General features: G+C 68.6%; 20 protein-coding genes, 1 tRNA gene and 1 pseudogene. 8 read left to right on the top strand and 14 right to left on the bottom strand.

Going from position 1 to position 20772, the window contains the following annotated elements; genetic code table 11:
* Positions 1-111 precede the first annotated feature (111 nt).
* The 3 genes from cmk (at position 112) to QQG74_RS12645 (ending at position 2578) form a co-directional block, all read left to right on the top strand.
* Positions 112-792, top strand: a complete 681-nt coding sequence (gene cmk / locus QQG74_RS12635; RefSeq protein ID WP_341720473.1) for a (d)CMP kinase — start codon at positions 112-114, stop codon at positions 790-792.
* Between the two features lie 67 nt (positions 793-859).
* A complete protein-coding gene (der, locus tag QQG74_RS12640; RefSeq protein ID WP_341720474.1) occupies positions 860-2263 on the top strand; it encodes a ribosome biogenesis GTPase Der in 1404 nt (467 codons plus the stop codon).
* A 241-nt stretch (positions 2264-2504) separates the two neighbouring features.
* Positions 2505-2578 (top strand) — tRNA-Pro (locus QQG74_RS12645).
* A gap of 84 nt (positions 2579-2662) precedes the next feature.
* Here the strand turns inward: QQG74_RS12645 and QQG74_RS12650 are convergent.
* From QQG74_RS12650 to QQG74_RS12710, 13 genes are all read right to left on the bottom strand, one after another.
* Complete coding sequence (locus QQG74_RS12650; RefSeq protein WP_341720475.1) at positions 2663-3868, bottom strand: site-specific integrase; 1206 nt, start codon at positions 3866-3868, stop codon at positions 2663-2665.
* A complete protein-coding gene (locus tag QQG74_RS12655; protein ID WP_341721225.1) occupies positions 3868-4050 on the bottom strand; it encodes a helix-turn-helix domain-containing protein in 183 nt (60 codons plus the stop codon). Before QQG74_RS12655 ends, QQG74_RS12650 begins: the two co-directional genes overlap by 1 nt.
* 292 nt (positions 4051-4342) lie before the next feature.
* Complete coding sequence (locus tag QQG74_RS12660; protein ID WP_341720476.1) at positions 4343-5644, bottom strand: DUF3631 domain-containing protein; 1302 nt, start codon at positions 5642-5644, stop codon at positions 4343-4345.
* On the bottom strand, positions 5641-6546 hold the full coding sequence (locus QQG74_RS12665) for a bifunctional DNA primase/polymerase (RefSeq protein WP_341720477.1): 906 nt from the start codon (positions 6544-6546) through the stop codon (positions 5641-5643). Before QQG74_RS12665 ends, QQG74_RS12660 begins: the two co-directional genes overlap by 4 nt.
* Positions 6547-6636: 90 nt before the next feature.
* Positions 6637-6855 carry a hypothetical protein gene (locus QQG74_RS12670; RefSeq protein ID WP_341720478.1) on the bottom strand — a complete coding sequence of 73 codons (219 nt, stop codon included), beginning with the start codon at positions 6853-6855 and terminating at the stop codon, positions 6637-6639.
* A 4-nt stretch (positions 6856-6859) separates the two neighbouring features.
* On the bottom strand, positions 6860-7144 hold the full coding sequence (locus tag QQG74_RS12675; protein ID WP_341720479.1) for a hypothetical protein: 285 nt from the start codon (positions 7142-7144) through the stop codon (positions 6860-6862).
* Positions 7141-7389 (bottom strand): hypothetical protein, encoded by a 249-nt coding sequence (locus tag QQG74_RS12680; protein ID WP_341720480.1) that lies wholly within the window; start codon positions 7387-7389, stop codon positions 7141-7143. The genes QQG74_RS12675 and QQG74_RS12680 overlap by 4 nt, the downstream gene beginning before the upstream one ends.
* Before the next feature lie 141 nt (positions 7390-7530).
* Positions 7531-9744: a cell division protein FtsK gene (locus QQG74_RS12685; protein WP_341720481.1), complete on the bottom strand. Its 2214-nt coding sequence runs from the start codon at positions 9742-9744 to the stop codon at positions 7531-7533.
* Complete coding sequence (locus QQG74_RS12690) at positions 9737-10066, bottom strand: hypothetical protein (RefSeq protein WP_341720482.1); 330 nt, start codon at positions 10064-10066, stop codon at positions 9737-9739. Before QQG74_RS12690 ends, QQG74_RS12685 begins: the two co-directional genes overlap by 8 nt.
* A gap of 90 nt (positions 10067-10156) precedes the next feature.
* On the bottom strand, positions 10157-11023 hold the full coding sequence (locus tag QQG74_RS12695; protein ID WP_341720483.1) for an ABC transporter permease: 867 nt from the start codon (positions 11021-11023) through the stop codon (positions 10157-10159).
* 18 nt (positions 11024-11041) lie between these two features.
* Complete coding sequence (locus tag QQG74_RS12700; protein ID WP_341720484.1) at positions 11042-11707, bottom strand: NUDIX domain-containing protein; 666 nt, start codon at positions 11705-11707, stop codon at positions 11042-11044.
* Entirely contained in the window at positions 11704-12078 is a 375-nt protein-coding gene (locus tag QQG74_RS12705; RefSeq protein WP_341720485.1) for an RRQRL motif-containing zinc-binding protein, read from the bottom strand. Before QQG74_RS12705 ends, QQG74_RS12700 begins: the two co-directional genes overlap by 4 nt.
* Positions 12078-12326, bottom strand: a complete 249-nt coding sequence (locus QQG74_RS12710) for a DUF6284 family protein (protein ID WP_341720486.1) — start codon at positions 12324-12326, stop codon at positions 12078-12080. Before QQG74_RS12710 ends, QQG74_RS12705 begins: the two co-directional genes overlap by 1 nt.
* A 736-nt stretch (positions 12327-13062) precedes the next feature.
* On the opposite strand from QQG74_RS12710, the gene QQG74_RS12715 reads away from it, so the two are divergent.
* Positions 13063-14229: a hypothetical protein gene (locus QQG74_RS12715; protein ID WP_341720487.1), complete on the top strand. Its 1167-nt coding sequence runs from the start codon at positions 13063-13065 to the stop codon at positions 14227-14229.
* A 4-nt stretch (positions 14230-14233) separates the two neighbouring features.
* Positions 14234-14785 carry a cysteine hydrolase gene (locus tag QQG74_RS12720; RefSeq protein WP_341720488.1) on the top strand — a complete coding sequence of 184 codons (552 nt, stop codon included), beginning with the start codon at positions 14234-14236 and terminating at the stop codon, positions 14783-14785.
* 195 nt (positions 14786-14980) lie between these two features.
* On the opposite strand, the gene QQG74_RS12725 is transcribed toward QQG74_RS12720, so the two are convergent.
* On the bottom strand, positions 14981-16222 hold the full coding sequence (locus QQG74_RS12725) for a hypothetical protein (protein ID WP_341720489.1): 1242 nt from the start codon (positions 16220-16222) through the stop codon (positions 14981-14983).
* Positions 16223-16632: 410 nt separating this feature from the next.
* On the opposite strand from QQG74_RS12725, the pseudogene QQG74_RS12730 reads away from it, so the two are divergent.
* From QQG74_RS12730 to QQG74_RS12740, 3 genes and pseudogenes are all read left to right on the top strand, one after another.
* Positions 16633-17906, top strand: a pseudogene (locus QQG74_RS12730) (IS701 family transposase).
* Between the two features lie 405 nt (positions 17907-18311).
* Positions 18312-19271: a tyrosine-type recombinase/integrase gene (locus QQG74_RS12735; protein WP_341720490.1), complete on the top strand. Its 960-nt coding sequence runs from the start codon at positions 18312-18314 to the stop codon at positions 19269-19271.
* A gap of 78 nt (positions 19272-19349) precedes the next feature.
* Complete coding sequence (locus tag QQG74_RS12740) at positions 19350-20513, top strand: hypothetical protein (RefSeq protein WP_341720491.1); 1164 nt, start codon at positions 19350-19352, stop codon at positions 20511-20513.
* Positions 20514-20772 lie beyond the last annotated feature (259 nt).

Genomic DNA, 20772 nt, shown 5'->3' on the forward strand with positions numbered 1-20772 from the left:
CGGTCCCGGCGGGGCCGCACGACCGCGGCGCCGGGCATCATGGAACAGGTGGCAACCGCTCGCGTCCGCCGATGACGGCGAATCGTGAGGTACGGGCTGAGGAGGACAACGGTGGAGGAAAACGTACCGGCTGGGCGCTGCGTGGTCGCTGTGGACGGGCCGTCCGGTTCGGGTAAGTCCACCGTCTCCCGACGGCTCGCCGCGAGCCTGGGCGCCCGGTACCTGGACACCGGCGCGATGTACCGGGCGGTCACCTGGGCGGTGCTGCGCTCCGGCGTCGACCTGACCGACGCGGTGGCGGTGGCCAAGGTCGCCGGCGAGGTCGACCTGCGCATCGGCACCGACCCGGCCGGCTACGGCGTGACCGCCGACGGGGTGAACGTCGAGGCCGAGATCCGCGGGCCCGAGGTGACCGCCGCGGTCTCCGCCGTGGCCGCCGTGCCGGCGGTACGCGCACTGCTTGTCGCCCGCCAGCAGGAGATGATCGCGAACGCCGGCCGGATCGTGGTCGAGGGCCGCGACATCGGTTCCGTGGTGGCACCGGACGCCGACCTGAAGGTCTACCTCACCGCCTCGGCGGCGGCGCGCGCCGCACGCCGCAGCGCCGAGGACGCCTCCGACGTGGCGGCCACCGCCGCCGACCTGGCCCGGCGCGACCGGCTGGACTCGACCCGCAAGGCCGACCCGCTGGCCCAGGCGGCCGACGCCGTGGTGCTGGACACCACCGAGCTGGGCATCGACGAGGTCGTGGCCCGGCTGCGTGAGCTGCTCACCGATCGAGGAGTGGCGTGAGAAAGCGAATCATCAGACCCTTCAGCGTGGCGTCCCGCGCCGTCGGCGAGCGAAGCGGAGCGACGGCGTGAGCAACGACGACGGTTGGGTGGAGCTGCACGAACCGGACCTCGACACCGAGGAGCCGACCGGCCCGCAGCCGGTGGTGGCCGTGGTGGGTCGGCCGAACGTCGGCAAATCCACCCTGGTCAACCGGATCATCGGTCGCCGTCAGGCGGTCGTGGAGGACGTACCCGGGGTGACCCGGGACCGGATCCCGTACGACGCCCAGTGGGCGGGCCGGGCGTTCACCGTGGTGGACACCGGCGGTTGGGAGCCGGACGCGAAGGACCGGGCGGCGGCGATCGCGGCGCAGGCCGAAGCGGCCGTGAGCACCGCCGACGTGGTGATCTTCGTGGTCGACGCCACGGTCGGGGCCACCGACGTCGACGAGGCCGCGGTGAAGATGCTGCGCCGCAGCGCCAAGCCGGTGATCCTGGTGGCCAACAAGGCCGACAACACAAGCGTCGAACTGGAGGCCACCGCGCTGTGGTCGCTCGGCCTCGGCGAGCCGTACCCGGTCTCGGCGCTGCACGGCCGGGGCTCCGGTGACCTGCTCGACGTGATCCTGGCCGCACTGCCCGAGGCGCCGAAGGTGGCGGAGTACCGCCCGCGCGGCCCGCGCCGGGTGGCCCTGGTGGGCCGGCCGAACGTCGGCAAGTCCAGCCTGCTGAACCGTTTCTCGGGCGAGGAACGGGCGGTGGTCGACGCGGTCGCCGGCACCACCGTCGACCCGGTGGACAGCCTGGTCTCCATCGGCGGCGAAACCTGGCACCTGGTGGACACCGCCGGCCTGCGTAAGCGGGTGGGCAAGGCCAGCGGCACCGAGTACTACGCCAGCCTGCGTACCGCCTCGGCGATCGAGGCGGCCGAGGTGGCGGTGGTGCTGCTCGACGCCAGCGAGCCGATCAGCGAGCAGGACCAGCGGATCCTGTCCATGGTCACCGAGGCGGGCCGGGCGTTGGTGATCGTCTTCAACAAGTGGGACCTGGTCGACGCGGATCGCCGGTACTACCTGGACAAGGAGATCGATCGGGAACTGCGCCGCATCCCGTGGGCGATCCGGCTCAACCTGTCGGCGAAGACCGGTCGGGCGGTGGACAAGCTCGCCGCCGCTCTGCACCGGGCGCTGGACAGTTGGGAGACCCGGGTCCCCACCGCGCAGCTGAACGCCTGGCTCACCGCCCTGGTCCAGGCCACCCCGCACCCGGTACGCGGGGGACGGGCGCCCCGGATCCTGTTCGCCACCCAGGCGGGCGTGGCGCCGCCGCGCTTCGTGCTCTTCACCACCGGCCCGCTGGACGCCGGCTACCAGCGGTTCGTCGAGCGCAAGCTGCGCGAGGAGTTCGGCTTCGAGGGCACCCCGATCGAGATTTCGGTACGCCCGCGCAAGAAGCTCGGCCCCGGCGGCCGAGGCAAGGCGCACGGCTGACCCCAGCCCTGGTCCCAGGAGCGCCCAGGTGGCCACCACCACCTGGGCGCTCACCCCTTCACGCCACCCTCATCAAACCTATCCTCCTAGGACGCCCTGGCGGAGGTGGGGTGATCGACAGCTACGGCGGAGATGCTGCGGGGTCGCCGACGGTCGACCGCGGGGGTGGGGGCTGTGCGACGGATGGGAGAAGCTGCGCTAAGCTGTACCGGCTGTCGCGGGGAAGATCCGGTGGCGGCATCGGGACGTGGCGCAGTTTGGTAGCGCACTTGACTGGGGGTCAAGGGGTCGTCGGTTCAAATCCGGCCGTCCCGACAGCACGAAAAGAGGCCGTCAACCGGGGCAAAAGCCCTGGTCAACGGCCTCTAATTCGTACTGGGGTAGTAGGGGTTTTCTGATCTAGACGGCGCGTAGCTGGGGACCACCTGGGGACCGGCGAGCCTTCAAGTGGGCGCTGAGCGCCGTTCCTGCGTCGGTGATCGATTGCCGGTCAGGGTGTAGGTACCGCTGGGTTGTGGTGAGCGACCCGTGTCCGGCGATCTTCCGTAGGACGTGCACCGGCACGCCTGCGTCTGCCATCCACGTGAGGCCGGTGTGCCGCAGGTCGTGTCGGCGTAGGTGCTCGTATCCGAGCGTGGTGACCACCTCATCCCAATGCGTCGCGTCGCGCAGCACGGCGGTACTGATCCGGCCACCGCGTGGCCCGGTGAACAGCCGGGAATCGGGCTTGGACGCGGCGTCCAGGCGGTGAGCCACGATCGGCCGTACCTCTTCGATCAGCGGCACCGTGCGTGCGCGCTTTCCCTTGGTGCCCTTGTCGATCAGACCACCGGGACCGGGCGTGGTTTGGCGGCGTACCGTCCACATCCACGTTTCTCGGTCGATGTCCTCGGCGCGGACGCCGGAAACCTCGCCGATTCGCGCGGCGGTACAGGCGGCGAAAATCACCACGTCGGCCCATCCCGTGAAGTGATTCGCGGACCGGTTGACCAGCGCATCGGCGAGAGCGGTCAGCGTTTCCCAGTTGGGCAGTGCGAGTGAGCGAGGATCGTCCAACTCGTCTTCGGCCCGCTGGTATTCGCGCTGCCACCCGGTGACCTGTGCGGGATTCCGTTGGATGATGCCGTCGCGTACGGCCTGTTCCATCACGCGGACCAGCACGGCGAGGCTGTTCTTCACGGTGGATCGGCTGTACTCATCGGCGATCCAGGAGTGGACGGCCCGGTCTACCGCGCCATTGGTGATCATCCGAACGGGGATGTGACCGAGCGTCGGCACCACCCGCTTGCGCCACCCCGCCAGGTACGGATCAAGCGTTTTGCGTTCCAAGCCGCGTAGGGCCAGCGTCATCACGCTCTCGCCGTACTCGGCGAGTCGTTTGGTAGCGGCGACCGGGTCGACGCCGCCCTGTGCGGCGCTGACCATGCCGTCGAGCCAGGCTTGCGCCTCTTCCGGCGTGGCGACCGTTGTTGATTTAGACAGCCGGCGCTTGCTGGTCGGGTCGGTCCACCGCACCCGCGCCCGGTAGGGCCGGTCGCGGCCGGGCCGGTGCTCAACATCGGCGGCCAGGCGCACGCCGATCGGTGGTTGCTGCGGCGCGGCCATCAGGCCGCCTGCGGGTAGACGCGGCGGGCGGACAGCCACCGCTCTACATCGGCCGTCGCGTACTTCACCACCCGGTCAGAGATCTGGATGAACGGCGGACCCTGCAACGGTTGGAGAGTGCGCCACCGCCGGATGGTCGACGGGTCGACGTCGAGCAGTCCGGCTAGCTCCTCGGTGGACATGAACGGCTTGGGCGAGAGGCGGATGACGTTGTCTCCTTCCTGGCGGTCGGTCGCGTCTGCGGGCTGATTCTGCGGCACGAGTCGCACGGTGAGCGCCTTTCCGGGGTGGTTGGACTCTGTGGAATAGACAGGGAGGTATCGCCGCAGAACGGCGTAGAACGGCCCGCTGAGAGCGCCGTAGACGCAAGATTTCGGGTGTGCCGGTGTTGGGCGTAGGGCGGTTGCGTCTGTGTGGCTCTCAGCGGGCCGTTTCAGGGAGCCGGTGGCCGGTGGCCGGGCCGGGGTGGTCCGGTCAGGGTCGGCGGTGGGCGACGTGTCGCCGGGGGGTATGCGTACCATCCGTACCAAGCTCGTTTTGCCTGGTCAGGTGCGGTACGGATTGGTGTGCTGGTACGGATTGATGCGTACCAGGGGCGCGGCCGGGTGGGGTTGGTGGTACGGATCGATCCGTACCAGGGGGGTAATCCGTACCGGGGATGACCTGCGGAAACGAGGTTGGTACGGATGGGACGGATGGGGCGGGGCAGTACCGGTTCCACGCGTCGGTGAAGGCTTCTCGGGTGTAGCCCTTGGCCTGCCCGACGGGGAAGCGGATGGTGGTCGACGTGATGCCGAACTCGCGGAGCAGGTCGCCGAGTCGCTTGCCGGTGAGGCCGGTTGGCCCGAAGCCTGCCCAGGGTGCTTCGTCGTCGCCGTTGAGCGCGGTGAGTAGGTCGTGTGTGGATGCGGCGGGCGGGTCGCCGAGCACGGTGAATGCGGTGCGTACGTCGGCGAGTAGTCGTACGCGGGTGGAGACGTTGCCCGCTTCGTCGGCCTCAGCGGTCAGGGTGGTGACGGCGTGCCGGGCACGGGTCGGCCAGGTGCCACCGGCGAGGTCGGCAACGGCCACCAGGGGTTCCCAGGTGTCGGCGGCCCGGTCTTCGACCGGCATGGGCGGTTCCGCGGCTTCGAGGGTGGCGAGGTTCGCGCCGAGCCACACGGTGAGGCGTTGGGCGATGGCGCGTAGGGCGGGTCCGTCGCGGCGGTGCCGGTAGGGGGCAACCGTTTCGCCGGGGGCGCGGCGGCGCATGCGGACGACGATGGCGCGGTCTTCGATGGTGTCGGGCATCGCGCCGATGCCGGCCAGTGCCGCCATGGCGAAGGTCGGGATCTTCTCCAATCGCTGGGTTCCGGCGTCCCAGCGGATCGCGGGTCGGTTGCGCTGGTGGCCGGCGTTGAGCAGGCCGCGTAGGTCTTCGTTGGCGTCGGCGTTCTTCCCGCCGAAGATGGTGTCGGCTTCGTCGACGAGCAGGGTGGGCGGGTTGTCGGTGCCGATGGCCCGGTAGACGGCGGCCGGGGACGCGTTGACGGTGATCAGCGGGTTGTGGCAGCACCCTTCCACCACATCCAACAGCCGGGACTTGCCGCAGCGCTTCTCTGGTGCGCGGATGACGAGGCGGGGTGCGTGTGCCCATGCGGGTTGGGCGTGCGTCGCGGCGATCCACAGCGCCACGGCGTCGACCGCCTCAGCGGACGGCAGGATCACGTACCGGGTCAAGGCGGCATGGAGGGCGTCCAGGATTGCGGCGCCGTCGATTGGTTCGCTGGTGGTCATGCGGCGACTCCTTCGGCTCGGAAGCCACCACGGATGGCGGCGCGGATATCGCGGTCGGTTTGCTCGGCGCGGCGGCCCGCGTCGGTGAGGGCGGCGATGGCGTCGGCGTGGTCGATGGCTCCGGCGGTGACCATCCGGGCCACGCCCCGGGCGACGCCGTAGAGGGTGGTGCGGCGCACGCCTTCGGGGGCGGCGGTGACGCGGTCGAGTAGCACGGCCAAGAGGCGGTCGGGATGGGAGATGCCCCCCGCCTCACGCACGCGCATCGGGCCGGTCACGGTCGCCACGGGCGGTGCCGGCGGCGGTAGGCAGGCCGTCAGCAGGGCGGGGGGCATCTCCCCTACCTCCGTATCCCTGCCGGTCGCCCATTGGTACGGGCGTCCGGTACGCGGATGCACCGAGGGCGGCAGCACGACGTAGCCGCCATCGGCCTTCACGTCGACTCCGGGGCCGAGTCCCTGTCCCGGTTTTCCCTGGCTGCACGGCACCCTGTGGCCGGGATGTCGGTAGTACAGGTGCCATCCACCCGACCCGGTGACCACGTACGCGGTCGGCGGGAGAAGCCCTCGGTCGATCAGGTCGGTCATGGTGGTACGGCCACCGTGGGCCGGGTCGATGTCGACCACGACGGTTCCCGACGCGGCCCCGGTGCGCAGCGCTAGCTGCCCGGACGGGACGGCGGCCACGATCGCGGCCACCCGGTCCGGGTCGGTGCTGGCGGCGTAGAAGCCATGACAGGTCAGACACGAACAGGCTTCCTGGTCGTGGGTCGGGTCCTCGTCCGCCTTCGGGCAGGCGGGGCAGTTGGCCACGGGCCGTTTGGTCCGGCCGAGCATGAACACCGGCCACCCACGACCGGCGTAGGCCAACGCGGCGGTGACCAGCCGGGCAGGGTCGGGCATGAGGAAACTCCTTTCCGGTGCGGCGGTAAACGGCCGGCGTCGCGCGGACGCCGGCCACCGGGTAGTGAGGGCGCGGAGCGCGCCGATCAGTCATGCGGCCAGCAGCGGCGAGCCGGGACGCGGCGGCCGGGTCGGGCGGTGCTGGTGGCGTTCCTGTGCGCACGCGGCACAGTCGCGCCATTGCAGGTAGACCGGCCGTCCGCTACGGGTGTCGGTGCCGTCGATCTGCTGTCCGCAGATGTGCGGGTATGGCTCGTCGTCGGTCACCGGTCGGCCGAGCGCCGCGCTCGCGGCGAGCCACCGCGCCACCGGTTCACCACCTCGGCCGGGGCCGCGCGGCGATCGCGGCGCGAGTGACGGCCTGGCGCAGGTCGCCGAGCAACCCGACCAGCTGACGCCGCGCGGCCACCTCGGCGGGAGCGAGGGCGACCCGGACGCGTACCTCGGCGTGGTCGCGGCCGGCAGCGGTACGGACGCGGACCAGCACGGCCCGCGCACGGCCGGCGTCGACCACGATTTCCTCGGAGCGGTGTTCGCTGAGGTTGCAGCGGTGGTCCCGGCCGCACCAGTCGGTGTGACCGGTGGTCCGGCGGTTCATCGGTGCGCCTCAGCGCGTAGCCGGTGGAAGACGTTGTAGACGCGCCGTCCGGTGCGCAGCCTCATGCCCCGGTCGCAGCGGCGGCAGGCACGCGGCCGGCGCAGGAAACGGGTCGTGGTTTGACCGGTGCCGGCGCACCGTTGGCAGGTCTTGAACGGGCTGACCCAGCACAAGAGGCCGTAACCGAGCGTGATCAGTACGAGAGTGGTGGCGAGGGTGATAGCGGCGATGGTTAGGGGGTCCACGGCAGCCTCCTGGGCCGGTTTTTGAGTGTGTGAGGCTGTGAGCTGCTATCTGCAAGCGGGCAGCTCATGATTCGGATGGGGTGCTAGCAGGGCTGCAATCGATAGCAGGATGTGGTGCTATCGATTGCAGCCCTGGGCGGGTCAGTCGGCGGATCGCTTCCGGTCACGCTCCGCGATCGCGGCGAGCAGTTCGGTGTGGATGATGCCGCGCTTGGTGGTCTGCTCTCCGTCGATGCGCTTGCCTACGGCGGTGACCGTGATCGCCGGGTGCGGCTTGAGCGCTGTCGTCAGTTGCGCGGACTTCCACCCGCCGTAGACGTCGGGTCGTAGCTCGGCGAGCAGACCGCACAGGGTCTCGTTCCATGCCGACTTCTCATCACCCGGCCACACGCGGGCCAGGTCGCCGAGCACGTCGGCCACCGGGGCTACCTCGCGGGTCTGCTCCTCCGGCTTCGGCAGGGTGCCGGCCGTCTGTCGCAGCGCCACCGCGCGGGCGACGATGCGGCCGGCGGCGGTGGTGTCGACGTAGAACGACCGCACCGCCGATGCCTTCGGGCCGAAGCCGCGCAGGATGCCCCACCCGGCTTCGATGACCGGCTGAAACACCGTGGCCCGGTACCCGTTCTTGTACGCCGATGTCCCAAGGATCATGTCGTTCGCCGTCTGATCCGCCACCGACAGGCAGAACCGGGAGTTGACGTTGCGGGTGATGCCGGTCGGCAAGCTGTCCTTGTCCGGGATCTGCGTGCCGATCAGGATGATCACACCCAACGCACGGCCCAACTTGATGACCTTTTCCAAGAGTTCCCCGGCGTCCTTGCCGTACTTGCTGGTCATCAGCTCTTGCAGCTCATCGAACCACGCCACCAGCGGGTGAAGCCCCGAGCCCTTGAGCGACGCCAGTTCCGGGGTGACCTTGTTCTCCGGGGCCTTGCCCAACCTCGCGTAGTGCTCGATGCGCTTGGAGCGGCGGCGGCATTCCTCATACAGCCACTCGATGAACCCGAAGCACCGGGCGAGGGTGTCGTCATCGAAGCCGTTGCCGTACTCGGCCATGACCGGTTCCAGCACGGCGAAGTCCCCGACGCCCTTGAGTTCGTAGCCGCGAATCTCGGCGCGGGGGTCGAGGGCTGCGGCCAGGATGAGATCCCGCAATGCGAACGTCTTGCCGGACCCGGGCTGACCGCCGAACAGGAAGTTGCGGAACATCAGATCCACGCTCACCGTGTCCAGGCGGGGCGTGGTGGCGAACGGGAACGGCTTGAACACGTCCACCTTCACCCCGGCGTTGAGCAGCGGCCAGGCGGGTTGCTTCATCTGCGACGCCGGTTCGTACCCGACCCACAGCGCCAGACGGCCGGTGTGACCGGGGGCCGGTTCGGGCCACACCTGATCCAGCGGCAGCCGCATCGCCGACGCGAGCTTGCCGCGTCGGGCGACCACCTCGGCGGCTTCCACCCCGTAGGGCAAATCGACTACGGCCAGGTGGCCGGGGCCGTCGCGGTGGATGTCGACCGGGAAGCTGATGGCCTTCGGGTCCTTGGCCACCGCCGAATTGATCGCGGGCATCTGCAACGAGGTCAACGCCCGGCGCACCAGATCGGCGGTCAGCTTGCGGTAGCGGGTGCCCTCGGTCACCCGGTCTGTGATCGGCCGGTCCGCCGGGCGACCCCGGGTCGCCAGCCACGGCACCACCACCGCGCCAGCCACCGCCGACCACCACGACGGCCCGGCGGCGAGCACGATGACGCCGGTTCCGGTCCCTGCGGTTCCGGCCGCGAGAACCCACCACCGCCACACGCTCTGGCGCTGCCGGCGGGCGTCGAGCTTCAACCAGGTGTCGGCGTCACCCCGCGACGCGGCGGCCTGCCGCAGGTGCCAGTTTCCTTCCTCAGCGCTGGCCCACCGCAGCGCGTGGCCGATGCTGCGGACCGCGCCGATCGGTGCCCACGCCAGGGCCTTCACCGCGTACTTCGGCAACCGCACACCGTGATACGCGACCACATACCCGGCGTCCTTGCTCTGATGCTTCACAGCGGCGCGCAGGGCACGGCCGGAACGCGCCCAATCGGCCAGGATCGGCCGGCGCTGTTGCTGCCGGGCGACCACGTCGGCGGGGATGTCGTCGGCCATGTCGACCGGTCCGCCGACCCGCTCCGGTCCCGCGTCGACCGTCTCCGCGTCGTCGTCGGTGTCGGTGTCGGTGTCGGCCGGTGGGCGGGGGCGGGGAGCACGGCGGGCGCGGGCGTCGTCCAGGTCGACCACCTCGGCATCCGGCCCGGTGGCGTCGGTCAGGTCGGCTTCGGCAGCCTGCCAGTCGAAACGGTCATCGTCGTGAGGGGTCGGGCTAGCCACGGTGAACCTCCTTGCGGATGACGGCGATGGGGGCGCACAGGCGGCCGTAGGCGTCGATCTGCCACGCCGTTGTGCGGGTCAGGCCACGGGAAGCCAGGGCGGCGGCAACGGCGGTAAATTCGCGCTCGTCGGGTCGGTTGTAGTCCTCCATGCGGGTCGGGAGGTCAACCCACTCGGTGCCCTGGGTGTAGTGGATGAGCAGCAGGTAGCCGCCGCACGCGGCGGCGGTGATCGTGGCGCGCAGCGGCGTGCCGATCAGGAACGGGCGGCGGGGTCGCCAGCGGGCTACGGCGTTCCGCAGCGCTCGCAGAGGTGACAACATCAGGTTCTCTCCAGATGGTTGAGTGCCGGATGGGAGGGCCGGCGGCACAGCGAGGTTTCCTAGGCCCGTGTGCTGTGCCGCCGGGCGGAACTAGTCGTGCGATCGAACGAGGTGCGCCAGTGCGGCACCCATGCCGAGCACCGCGACCGGCAGGCAGGCGACGGCGGTGGTGATCCACCACGGGGCCGACTCGACACCGGCGGCGACCAGCAGGTGATAGGCGACCTGGCCGAGCGCGCCGATGAGCAGTGAGGCGATGGCCGACCACTTCGCGAACCGCCGAGCGCGCTCGGGTACGCGGCCGGACAGCCACACGTAGAGGGCGTATGCGCCGTAGGTTTCGACGCCGACGGGCAGGGTGATCGCGGTGTTGATGGCGAACCCGTCCGCGATGCCGGGTAGCGGGTGCACCACGCCGAACCCGGTGAGTCCGCCGAGTCCGACCCACCCGGACCAGATCGCGACGAACGCGGGCAGCGCCAGCAGGATGACCGGCCACACCACCGCCGACCGGACCGGCGCGGCCGGGGTGGGCGTGTCCGGGTGACCGACCGTGCCGACCTCGGCGACCGGCTCGGCCGGTGGGAGCTTCACCGGGTCGGCGGGCGGCGGCGTGTGCTCGGGCACGGTTGGTAGCGGGTCCGGGTCCGGGCCGATCGGCTCGGCGTAGTCCAACCGGGGAACGGCCGGCGTGCCGTTGTCGGTCTGCGGTGCCAGCAGGGCACCCCGGACGGCCATCGCCGAGCGAAGGGTTTCGGTGCGGGTCCGCTCGGCGTGCTCGGACTTGAGCCGGGCCAACAACTCATCGGCCTTCGGCGCACCGATGCGGAATTCCCGCATCAACCGGTTACGGGACGGGAACTCCTGCCCGTCGGGCAGGGGCAGGGCGCGGGCGGCCGGCAACAGGGCGTCGACGGGTTGCGGGTAGCGGGTGCCGTTGATGGTGGGGGCAGTCATGACGGGGTGTCCTCCCGGTCAGTGGTCGAGGATGTCGGCGAGTAGGGCGCGGTGGGCGGGGAACACCTGTCCGCCGTAGACCTCGGCGAGGTGGGCGGTGACGGTGGCGTAGTCGGCGGCGGGGATCCAGGCGGCGCGGCGGGCGTCGTCGCGGCCGGTCACCGGGGGCGGGGTGTTCCACCCTCGGCCGAGGTCGATGCGTACCGGGGTGGTGACCATCCACGACTCGTCGGAGGCGCGGGGGTCGGGTACGTAGCGGGCCGGCAGCGTCCTCACCCACGGGTCGGTGGGGTCGGCGGTCAGGCCGGTTTCCTCGGCCAGTTCCCGGAAGGCGGCGGCGGTGGGGTCTTCGCCGGGGTCGACGTAGCCGCCGGGCAGTGCCCATCCGTGGCCGTCGCCGCGTTCGATCAGCAACAGCCACCGTGTGTCCTCGGCGTCGGTGGCGGTGACGATGGCGTCGGCGCACTGCTGCTCGCCCCAGTGGCCGAGTTCGTTGCGTCCGTAGCGGATGCCGGTCGGCGCGTACGGGTTGACGGGCCGCCCGTCGACCAGCGGGAACGGGATCGCCGCAGCCGCGCGGCGTGCCGTCCAGTCGATGTCGGCGGGGTTCATGGTCGGGTCGGCCCACGGTGCTCCGGCGGCGATGCCGTCGAGTACGGATGGATGGGTGTAGGTGCGGGTCATGCGGCGGCCTCCTGGGGATAGGCGCAGTCGACGCACTCGCCGAGCGAGCGCGGGATGTAGTAGGGCCTGACCACTCCGCAGACACGGCAGGTCCGGCGGGCGGTCAGGGCGGCGGCGATGGCGCGGTGTTGGGCGGGGGTGGCGGTGCGCTTCGGCCGGGCCAGGTCGACCCGGTACAGGTAGGCGGTGCGGGTGCCACCGACGCCGCGCCAAAGGATCTGCGCGGCGATGGGTTGACCAGCGGGACGTAGGCCGGCGGCGCGTAGTTGGCGGCGGGTGGCGTAGCCCGGCGGTGCGCCGCGCCACCAGAACGTGGGGATGCCGTACTTCGTCCCGTCCGGGTCGTAGTAGGCGGCGCGGATGCGGGACATCAGGCCGCGCGGTGCGGGCCGGTGGTGCGGGTGGCCAGGTCGGCGGCGGCGCGGGTCACGCGGGACTCGGCCCGGCGGAGCCGACGCCAGTCCAGGGCGGACGGACCGCCGTGGTCCTCGGCGTAGATCAGGGTGATCTGCGCGTCCAACACGTCCAGCTCGGCGGCGATCAGCGGCCACTCGGTGTCGATCGCGGCCAGGTCGGCGGCGGTCGGCTCGGCGGTGACGGCAACGAGGTGCTTCCTCACGGGGAACCTCCGGTACAGGTCGAAACAGCGGGGGAACCCTCGGAACCAAGCCGGTGACGGCCACCGATCGGCAGTTGTCACCGGCCTGGTTCCGAGGTGGTGCAGCACGCGATATCCGCTTCGCTCGCCCTGCTCGCCCGGGACCTACCGGGGTCGACCAACCAGGTGGTTCAAGGCAGGGATGCCGCTCGGCGGCCTCACGCGTGCTCATTCCTGTCGCTGTGGAGTTCTCAATGAACGGCCTGATCCGGCGTCTCATGGGCGTGCGGCAACGGCGTGCCGTCGTTCCCCGAGCCATCCGGCCGGTACAACGTGGCGTTGTATTCGTGACGCTACAGCGCCACGTTGTATTCGTGCAAGCACCTGTACCGCGTAGGCTTGTACTGATGACTGACGCTGACCTGCCCGCCGACTGGTGGACGACAGACCACGTACGGACCTACCTGGCTTCGGTAGGTGCGCCGATCAGTCGCGCAACCTGGGCTTCCTACGTTTCACGCGGGCAGGCTCCCGCGCCTGACCGGATGTTCGGCCGGTCGCCTGCCTGGCAGCCCGAGACCATTCGGAAGTGGCAGGCCGAGAGGCCGCGTAAAGGCACCACCGGCTAGGTCGGATCATCTGGTGCCTCCTGTCCTCGGCTCCCGTCTGCGGCGGCACCTTGCTCGCCTGCCAATGAGACTGCCCGCCGAGTGGCGATTCGGGCAGGTCCTACGCACGGACACGAAGGACACGAGCTATGTCCACTGAGGTCCCACGGCAGTACAAACCCAATCTCGTGCTGGTCAACCGCCGCAAGGCGGCCGGCTGGGAGTCGCGCAAGCGCGCCGCGCGAGAGCTGCACCGCGTAGGCCAACAGCGCGGCATCCGGGAGACGCCCACGGTCGAAGCCATCGAAAAGGCGATGTACCGCCACGAGACCGGGCGGGTAGCGGTCACCGATCCGATCTACCGGCAGCTCTACTGCCTGGCGTACGACGCAAAGCCACACGACCTCTTCGGCGAGCTGACCGGCGGCGCTGAGGACCGGCCGCACTTTTCGGCACGATCCCACAAGTTCGTTACGGCGTTCGTCGGCGCTGAGGGGGCGGCCCGGTTGCGAGAGAGCGCCGGCTGCGCGCTGGCCGTGGGGGAGTGGCACACCTGCTACTCGGCTCCCGTCGAGCATCCGGAAGGCGACTGCACCCTGTACGTCTGGCCGTGCGGGTCGGCAATCTTTCACCTTGTCGAGCATGTCCAGTTGTCCACGATCGCGGCGCTTGCGGCTTGGCGGGAAGTGTCGTACGGGGACAACATCAAATGGGCTATCGATTACCTCGCGCCGATCGCGCCAGCCGAGGACGAGTCTGCGGTGTATGTCCTCGGCGTTCAGTGGGTTATTGAGCCAGCATGGCCGGCTGAACTGTTGGACGCCGCGCTACGCATCATGTCGACGCCAAAGGTGTTGCTGCACCGTGGCCGTGCCATGGACGACGAACACCTGGCGCATGCCGAACTAATCGAACAATCCTTGCTGACTGAAGCGTACGACCATGTAGGCATCGAATCATTCGGCGTGCGGGGAATCTCAGTCGGCTACGCCTCGTGGTCCGGAGTCGTGTACCACCCGATCTCAGCCGAGCGTTCCTTGACGGAAGCGGAATTGATTAGCTGCGAGCTTGCAATTCAAGCCATGTGGGCATATAGCGACGCGATCGCCCGTCAGGTAGAGCAGGGGCGAGATCCACAGGTGCCGCCGGAACATGGATGGCGCTACCTTCGGGGAGTTCGCTCCCGACTCACTGTCTCCCGCCTGCGGGAGACAGGACAGCATCAGGCAATGCGCCGGGCAATCCTGCGGACGTGCGACCTAATGCCAGCCCTAGACCAAGCCATCGAAACACTTCGTGATACGGATCGAGGTTGAGCCAATGACATCGGGCAGCCCGGTACTTGTCGTGACCGACATGCAAAACGGCTTCGTACGCGAACAGTCAGCGCACATCGTTCCCGTGGTTGTCGACCTGGTTCGCCGTTGGCAGGCAGCCGGCGGCGACACGATTTTCACCCGGTACCTGAACTACCCCGGTAGCCCGTTCGAGCGTTTCTTTGGTTGGCGACGGCTTCAGTCGTCACCCGACATCGATTTCGTGCCTGAACTGCAACCGTACGTAGATCAGGGCGTAACGCTTGACAAGACAATCTACAGCCCATTCACTCCGGAGGGCGTGGCTCTATTCAAGCAACGCGGATGGGAAGAGTTCTACTTCTGCGGGATCGCTACCGAGAGCTGCGTCTTGAAGGGGGCCGTGGACGCATTCGAGCACGACTTCACGCCGTGGCTAATCGCGGACGCGTCGGCGAGCCACGCGGGCACTGAGGCCCACGAGGCGGGCCTACTGGTCGCACGGCGTTTCATCGGTCCCGGCCAGGTAATCCGGCTAGCTGAAATTTCCTCCGCGCTCATCGGCCTGTCACGGTAGTCATCGCTGTCACCGAACCCGCCTCGAACTGCGGAAACGGCTAGAACTTCGGTGACACCCGTGACAGGACGCCGACGCGGGCAACAGTGTCTCTTGAGGCAGGTAAGGCGGCTGGTGCCGCTGCGGATTTCCTCGCCGGGCACCACAAGGGTTGCCAGGTGGACGGTCTACGACTGCCCGACGAGGACATGGCTCCTACGCGCCGGGAAACTTGCGTCTGACGCGAGGCGGAAGGAATCGGCGCCACTTAGGCAGAGGTACGCGTCTCGGCGTCCTCGGGAAACGGGGCAGTGGCCACGGCTGTACGACATTCTCTGCGACTCCAGCGTCTTCCCATGAGATTTTCCCAGATTCGAATCTGGCATCCGTGAAGTCGACTTTACCGCCGCGCAATTCGGCTCGGTAAAATGATAAACCCGCTCCACGAAACTCGGCGGACTCAAAGGAGATTTCGCCATCTGTCATGTCGAGGCCATCAAGTGAAATTAGTCCGGAGGCCAACTTGGCGCCCGCGAAGCTTATGCGCCCACCGTTCATGGTCGCCCCGATCCAAATCGGCCCCCCGAACGTGAGCCATGCCCCGTTGAAATCAGCGGAGCTGAAAGAGAGTGCGCCGTCATTCTTGAATTTGGCGTCGCCGAAGCTGATCATCCCTCCCGTAAACTTGGCGAATGTCATCGTCACGTAGCCGGCGCTGAACTCGGCACTTGTGAAGCTTACGTTGCCGCCACAGAAATCGGCGCCGTGGCTGTCTCCGTCCCCGAATGAAACGTGGGCGCCGGTGAAGTGCGTTCGATCAAAGTGAGTGTGCCCTTCAATGAAGCGAGCGCCGTCAAACGATACCCGCCCTGCCGTGAAGTAAGCACCGGTGAAAGAACCACCATCGAAGACGCAATCGGTGAAGTCCAGATCGAAGCCACACCAACTTGTCGATGAGGCTGGGTCGACTAGACGCTCGGCAATCGCTCGGATAATCGCATGCCTAACTTCGCGCTCGCCCGCCGGAGCGCCTTCCGGTTCATAGGGCATGCGCAGGTATGCGCAAAGGACATTCGATATGGTTAGGCGTTGCAATTCGTCATCGTCGGCCAGCTTGGTTAAGGCGTAGACGCCGGCTAGGCGAACTGCTGCTGATTCGTGGCCAAGCAGCGATGCTGCATCCTGGTAGCGCTTCGACAGAATCTCTGCATCAGCGCGTCGGCTGGCTGACTCCTCGATTCGTTGCTTTCGGTAGGAATAAATAATTGCAAAGACGCCCGCGAACAGGCCGACGGAGGTAACCGTACTCCGAACTAGGTCGAATAGGTCTGGTCTAGGAATGTCGCCCACGCGCGGTATCCATCCCAGGTTGCCCGCTCCGGAGAGACGGGCCAGACCCAGGAAGATAAGCCATGAGGCGAGAAATGCCGCCGCGAAAGCCAGAAAGAGGCTCAGCACAAACCTGGGCATCCTAGGGGCGTGCCGGCCGCCGCCTGCGGCCTCCTGCTCGAAAATGAGTCGCTTAACCCGCCTCAAGTTGTGCAGCCTTCCTGCTCTTGCCCACCGGGCCAGCCCGACACAAGCCGACAGCGGCGGGTGGCCTAAGTAGACGCAGGGTACCGCGAGCAACCAGTCGACCCTCTCGTCTCTTCCTGGGCCTGCTGTGCCCGATGCATGCCCGCTGGGTGGCGCGACGGCGGTCAGCGGCGGTCAGTTCCTAGTACGGCAGCCGCCGTTTGAGATCTTGCTGCTGAGGTGGGGTGGACGCGTGGCGGCCACCGCGTGATCGTCTGTACGTTGTGGACATAACTTCAGATCGGGCGGTGGCCGCAGGCCACAGCGTAGACCGTGTCGGGTGGGAGCGGGTCGTGGCCGGGGTGCTCGGCTGCTTCGCGGGCCGGTTCGGGCGGGTGGAGCCGCGTCGTGCGGCGGCGGCGTTCGTGACCGGTCTGCTGTCTGACCTTGAGGTCAAGACGTGTTGGCAGTTGGCGGAGCAGGCCGGACACGGCCGGCCGGATGCGATGCAGCGGCTGTTGTACCGGGCGGTGTGGGATGCCGACGCCGTGCGTGATGACCTTCGGGCTCTGGTCGCGGGCCGGTTCGGTGACCCGGACGCGGTCCTGATCCCGGATGAGACCGGTGATCTGAAGAAGGGCATGCACACCGTCGGGGTGCAGCGGCAGTACACGGGCACGGCCGGCCGGATCGAGAATAGCCAGGTTGGGGTGTTCCTGGCCTACGCCAGCAGGCACGGGCACACCCTGATCGACCGGCGGGTGTATCTGCCGGTGTCGTGGACCGACGACCGTGACCGCTGCGCCGCGGCGGGGTGCCTGACGAGGTCGGGTTCGCGACTCGGTGCGAGCTGGCCGCCGACATGATCACCGCAGCCCTCGACGCCGGTGTCCCGGCCGGGTGGGTCGCTGCGGACGAGGCCTACGGCAACAGCAGCGCCTTCCGTGCCGTGCTGCGCGAACGCCGGCTCGGCTATGTCCTGGCGGTGTCCCGCAGTCATCTGGTGCCGCTCGACGGCGGCAAGACCCGCGTCCGGGCCGACCGGGTGGCCGCCGACCTGCCCGCCACGGCGTGGCAACGCCGATCGGCTGGTGCCGGGTCCAAGGGCCCGCGCTTCTACGACTGGGCCTGGCTCGACGACGCGTGCACCGATGCCGACCCCGACGACGACGGCCGACACAGCCTGCTGATCCGCCGCAACACGACCACCGGCGAGCTGGCCTTCTACCGCTGCTGGACCCCCAAGCCCGCGACTCTCGTGCAGCTCGTGCGGGTCGCGGGCATCCGCTGGACCGTTGAGGAGAGCTTCCAGGCCGCCAAGGGCCAGGTCGGCCTGGACCAGCACCAGGTTCGCCGCTGGGACTCCTGGCACCGGTTCACCACCCTGGCCCTGGCCGCCCTCGCTGTCCTGGCGATCTGCGCCGCCGACGCCGCCGACAACCCGACCGACACCGGACTGATCAAGCTGACGGTCAACGAAATCCGCCGGCTGATCAATGCCTGCATCATCCGCCCGATCAGCGACCTCGCCCACCGCTTGCACTGGTCAGGCTGGCGGCGACGGCACCAAGCCCGAGCCCGACGAGCCCACTACACACACCGCCTCAACCTCGAACTTCAACCATGATCCCGAACGGCGGCTGCCGTACTAGGCGTGGCGACCAGCGTGGCGGCGCAGGTCAAGCCAGGTCACTGCCGAGCGGCTTCCGCCCGTGTCCACACTTTCTAAACCGTGGTGCGGCAGCCAAGCGCGCCAGCATTCGGGGGACCAGGTGGGGACCACTCGTTATGCGCGATCGTGGGCGGCATCCCGTCGACTGCACGGCCTGATCTTGGGAATAGCGTGCGTGACGTGTGTGGACGTGTGGCGAATCGTCCTGGGGGTCAAGGGGTCGTCGGTTCGAATCCGGCCGTCCCGACAGCGAGAGGGTTTCAGCAGGTCAGAGACTTGCGGGAGCCCTCATTTTATTGCTCGGCATGGATGCCTGGTCTAGCACGCCGCTGTTGGACTCCTTGACTCGGGCAGGTTGTCATGCCACTACTGGATCTTCAAAAACTCACCGTCGGACTGTCCCGGACCTGGGCCGGGTTCCTCCGCGACTGGGACCGGTCCCTGCGGGCGGGGAACTATCCGGAGACCACCCGCTACAACTATCTGCTCGCCGCCGCGCAGCTTGGCCGCTACCTGAGGGAGCAGTCGCCGGATCCGGACGCCGTGGACGCGGCCGAGGATCCGTGTGCGGTGACGCGGGCGCATGTCGAGGCGTTCCAAGGTTGGATGATCGAGACCAGGTCCGCGTCGACGGCGGTGAACAAGCACAAGGGGCTGCAGCAGTTCTTCAAGTGGCTGCTCCTCGACGAGGAGGCCATCGACCGCTCGCCGATGCAGCGGGTGCGGCAGCCGAAGACGCCCCGCAAGCTGATCCCGGTCATGCGCGACGAGGACACCAGCAAGCTTCTCGACGCCTGCAAGGGTAAAGGCTTCGCGAACCTGCGCGACGAGGCGTTGATCCGGCTGTACTGCAACACCGGCGCACGCCTGTCCGAGGTCGGCAATCTTCTGGTCGCTGATGTGGATCTGAACACGGAGTCGGTGCGTTTCCACGGCAAGGGTGCGAAGGATCGGCGGGTGCGGTTCGGGCCGAAGACGGCCCGGGCGTTGTCGCGGTATCTGCGGGCCCGGGACAAGCACAAGGGCGCTGCCCTGCCGAACTTGTGGCTGGCTGAACGAGGCACCGCAGCGTTGAGTCCGAACGGTATCAAGATCCTGCTCAAGCGGCTGGGGGCGGCGGCCGGGGTGGCGGACGTGCACGCCCACCGGTGGCGGCACAGCTTCGCCCACGAGTGGAAACGCGCCGGCGACGACACCGGGGACCTGATGCTGCTGCTCGGCTGGACCTCGGAGGACATGCCCCGCCACTACGGCGCCAGCGCCGCAGCCGAACGGGCACAGGAGACACAGGCGCGACTGGGTATCGGCGAGCGCGTGTAGGTCGGTCGGCTGGCGCGGTCACCCACGCGGGGCCGTGGGTGACCGTGCCGTCACCGGTAGGCTGCGTCGAGTTCTCGGATGGGGGCGGCGATGACGTGGTACGCGGTCGACGAGAGCCGTGGCGAGTTGATGGCGAGTTGGGAAACCGGCTACGGGGCTGTGGCGATTCGGGTCGCGACGCTGCCGGCGGGCGCGACGTCGAGGCAGCGGCTGGCGTTGGCGGCCGAGTTGTCGCGGTTGTCCGAAGCGCTGTGGCGCTGCTACACGCATCCGGCGAGCGCCGCTGACAGCCTGGAGCTCAACAGTGAGGGGTGGCGACGAGAGCGGACCCGCAACGAGTTCGCGTCGGTGACGTCGTATATCGGCAAGCCGAACCTGCCTGACGGCGATGGCATGCTGGCGGTCGCGTACGACCCTGTCGAGGAGTACGCCCACCGGGTGGGCCGTTGCCTGCATGCTGTCGGGGACACCGGTCTCACCGCAGCTGTCATCGCCGATGTGCAGGCCGAGATCGCCGCGGTGGAAGGCGCCGAACTGGGTGATCTGTCGGGGCGTTCGATCCAGGCTGTGCAACTCACCCGGCAAGACGCCTCGCCGGTCCAGGTCGCCGCCGCCAACCAGATCCTGACCGACAGCCCGCTCGGCGCGGGCGAGCTGTTTCTCAATCTCGATCCGACCTCGGCGTGCGTGGCGGCCGCACACTGGCTGCAGGCCGCCGCCGAGGTGACCTCGGAGCTGTCCGGCACCGCCGTGACCGAGATCGTGGTGGAAGCCGACGACATCGAGGCACTACCGCACGCGACGCCGACCGCGGTGCTGGAGCTGATGGAGATCGGTCTGTCGCCCACGCAGGTGGTGACCAGCATGATCCGGGACGCCATGGCGGTGGCCGAAGGCAAAGCGCCTGACATCGATGACCTACGGGACAAAATCGAAGAAGCGGATGAGAACGTGGAACGGTACGGGGCGGATGACCCCGAGGCGCACGTCGAGTTCACGTCGATCCGGTTGACCACTCTGGACCCGCGTCGTCCCGCCCGCGACATGCTCGAAGACCTTCTTGACGGAATACGCGGCTGCTGGCTCGTCTATCAGGAATACGCCGAGCGGCCTGCCGGCCCGCAGGACGACGTGTCCGATGACGAACTGGACGACGAGATCGACACCGCGTTCCGCAACGAAGTACGTGCCCGCGCATTCGCTGACCGGCACCGGCTCAACCTGGAAGACCGCGACCGATAAACCCCGGGCCGGCGCGCGTCAGAAGGACGTGCCCGCATGCTGGAAGGTAACCCCGACAACGCTGCGGGCTATCGCCCGGCCAGCCGGTGTTCGAGTCCCCCCTCGGACACAGATTTTCCGCATCGGTGCGCATTTTGAGTGCGCATGCGCTGATACTACAGCCGGCTGGCGGAGCGGCAGCGAGCGCGCCCGGCGGGTGTAAGCTTTGGCCGCCATTCGGCTGGCCGGCGGTGGGCAACTTGGCCTGCGCTTCGGTCGC

The sequence above is a fragment of the Micromonospora sp. FIMYZ51 genome, from assembly GCF_038246755.1.
In the GTDB taxonomy this organism is placed as follows: Bacteria; Actinomycetota; Actinomycetes; order Mycobacteriales; family Micromonosporaceae; genus Micromonospora.

What these genes read in the sequence shown, in the direction of transcription:
- QQG74_RS12695 (WP_341720483.1), bottom strand. Translation starts at nt 11,023, where the DNA reads ATGACTGCCCCCACCATCAACGGCACCCGCTACCCGCAACCCGTCGAC.
- QQG74_RS12650 (WP_341720475.1), bottom strand. Translation starts at nt 3,868, where the DNA reads ATGGCCGCGCCGCAGCAACCACCGATCGGCGTGCGCCTGGCCGCCGAT.
- QQG74_RS12675 (WP_341720479.1), bottom strand. Translation starts at nt 7,144, where the DNA reads ATGAACCGCCGGACCACCGGTCACACCGACTGGTGCGGCCGGGACCAC.
- QQG74_RS12655 (WP_341721225.1), bottom strand. Translation starts at nt 4,050, where the DNA reads ATGTCCACCGAGGAGCTAGCCGGACTGCTCGACGTCGACCCGTCGACC.
- QQG74_RS12740 (WP_341720491.1), top strand. Translation starts at nt 19,350, where the DNA reads ATGGGGGCGGCGATGACGTGGTACGCGGTCGACGAGAGCCGTGGCGAG.
- QQG74_RS12690 (WP_341720482.1), bottom strand. Translation starts at nt 10,066, where the DNA reads ATGTTGTCACCTCTGCGAGCGCTGCGGAACGCCGTAGCCCGCTGGCGA.
- QQG74_RS12705 (WP_341720485.1), bottom strand. Translation starts at nt 12,078, where the DNA reads ATGTCCCGCATCCGCGCCGCCTACTACGACCCGGACGGGACGAAGTAC.
- QQG74_RS12700 (WP_341720484.1), bottom strand. Translation starts at nt 11,707, where the DNA reads ATGACCCGCACCTACACCCATCCATCCGTACTCGACGGCATCGCCGCC.
- QQG74_RS12665 (WP_341720477.1), bottom strand. Translation starts at nt 6,546, where the DNA reads ATGCCCGACCCTGCCCGGCTGGTCACCGCCGCGTTGGCCTACGCCGGT.
- QQG74_RS12715 (WP_341720487.1), top strand. Translation starts at nt 13,063, where the DNA reads ATGTCCACTGAGGTCCCACGGCAGTACAAACCCAATCTCGTGCTGGTC.
- QQG74_RS12660 (WP_341720476.1), bottom strand. Translation starts at nt 5,644, where the DNA reads ATGACCACCAGCGAACCAATCGACGGCGCCGCAATCCTGGACGCCCTC.
- QQG74_RS12735 (WP_341720490.1), top strand. Translation starts at nt 18,312, where the DNA reads ATGCCACTACTGGATCTTCAAAAACTCACCGTCGGACTGTCCCGGACC.
- QQG74_RS12720 (WP_341720488.1), top strand. Translation starts at nt 14,234, where the DNA reads ATGACATCGGGCAGCCCGGTACTTGTCGTGACCGACATGCAAAACGGC.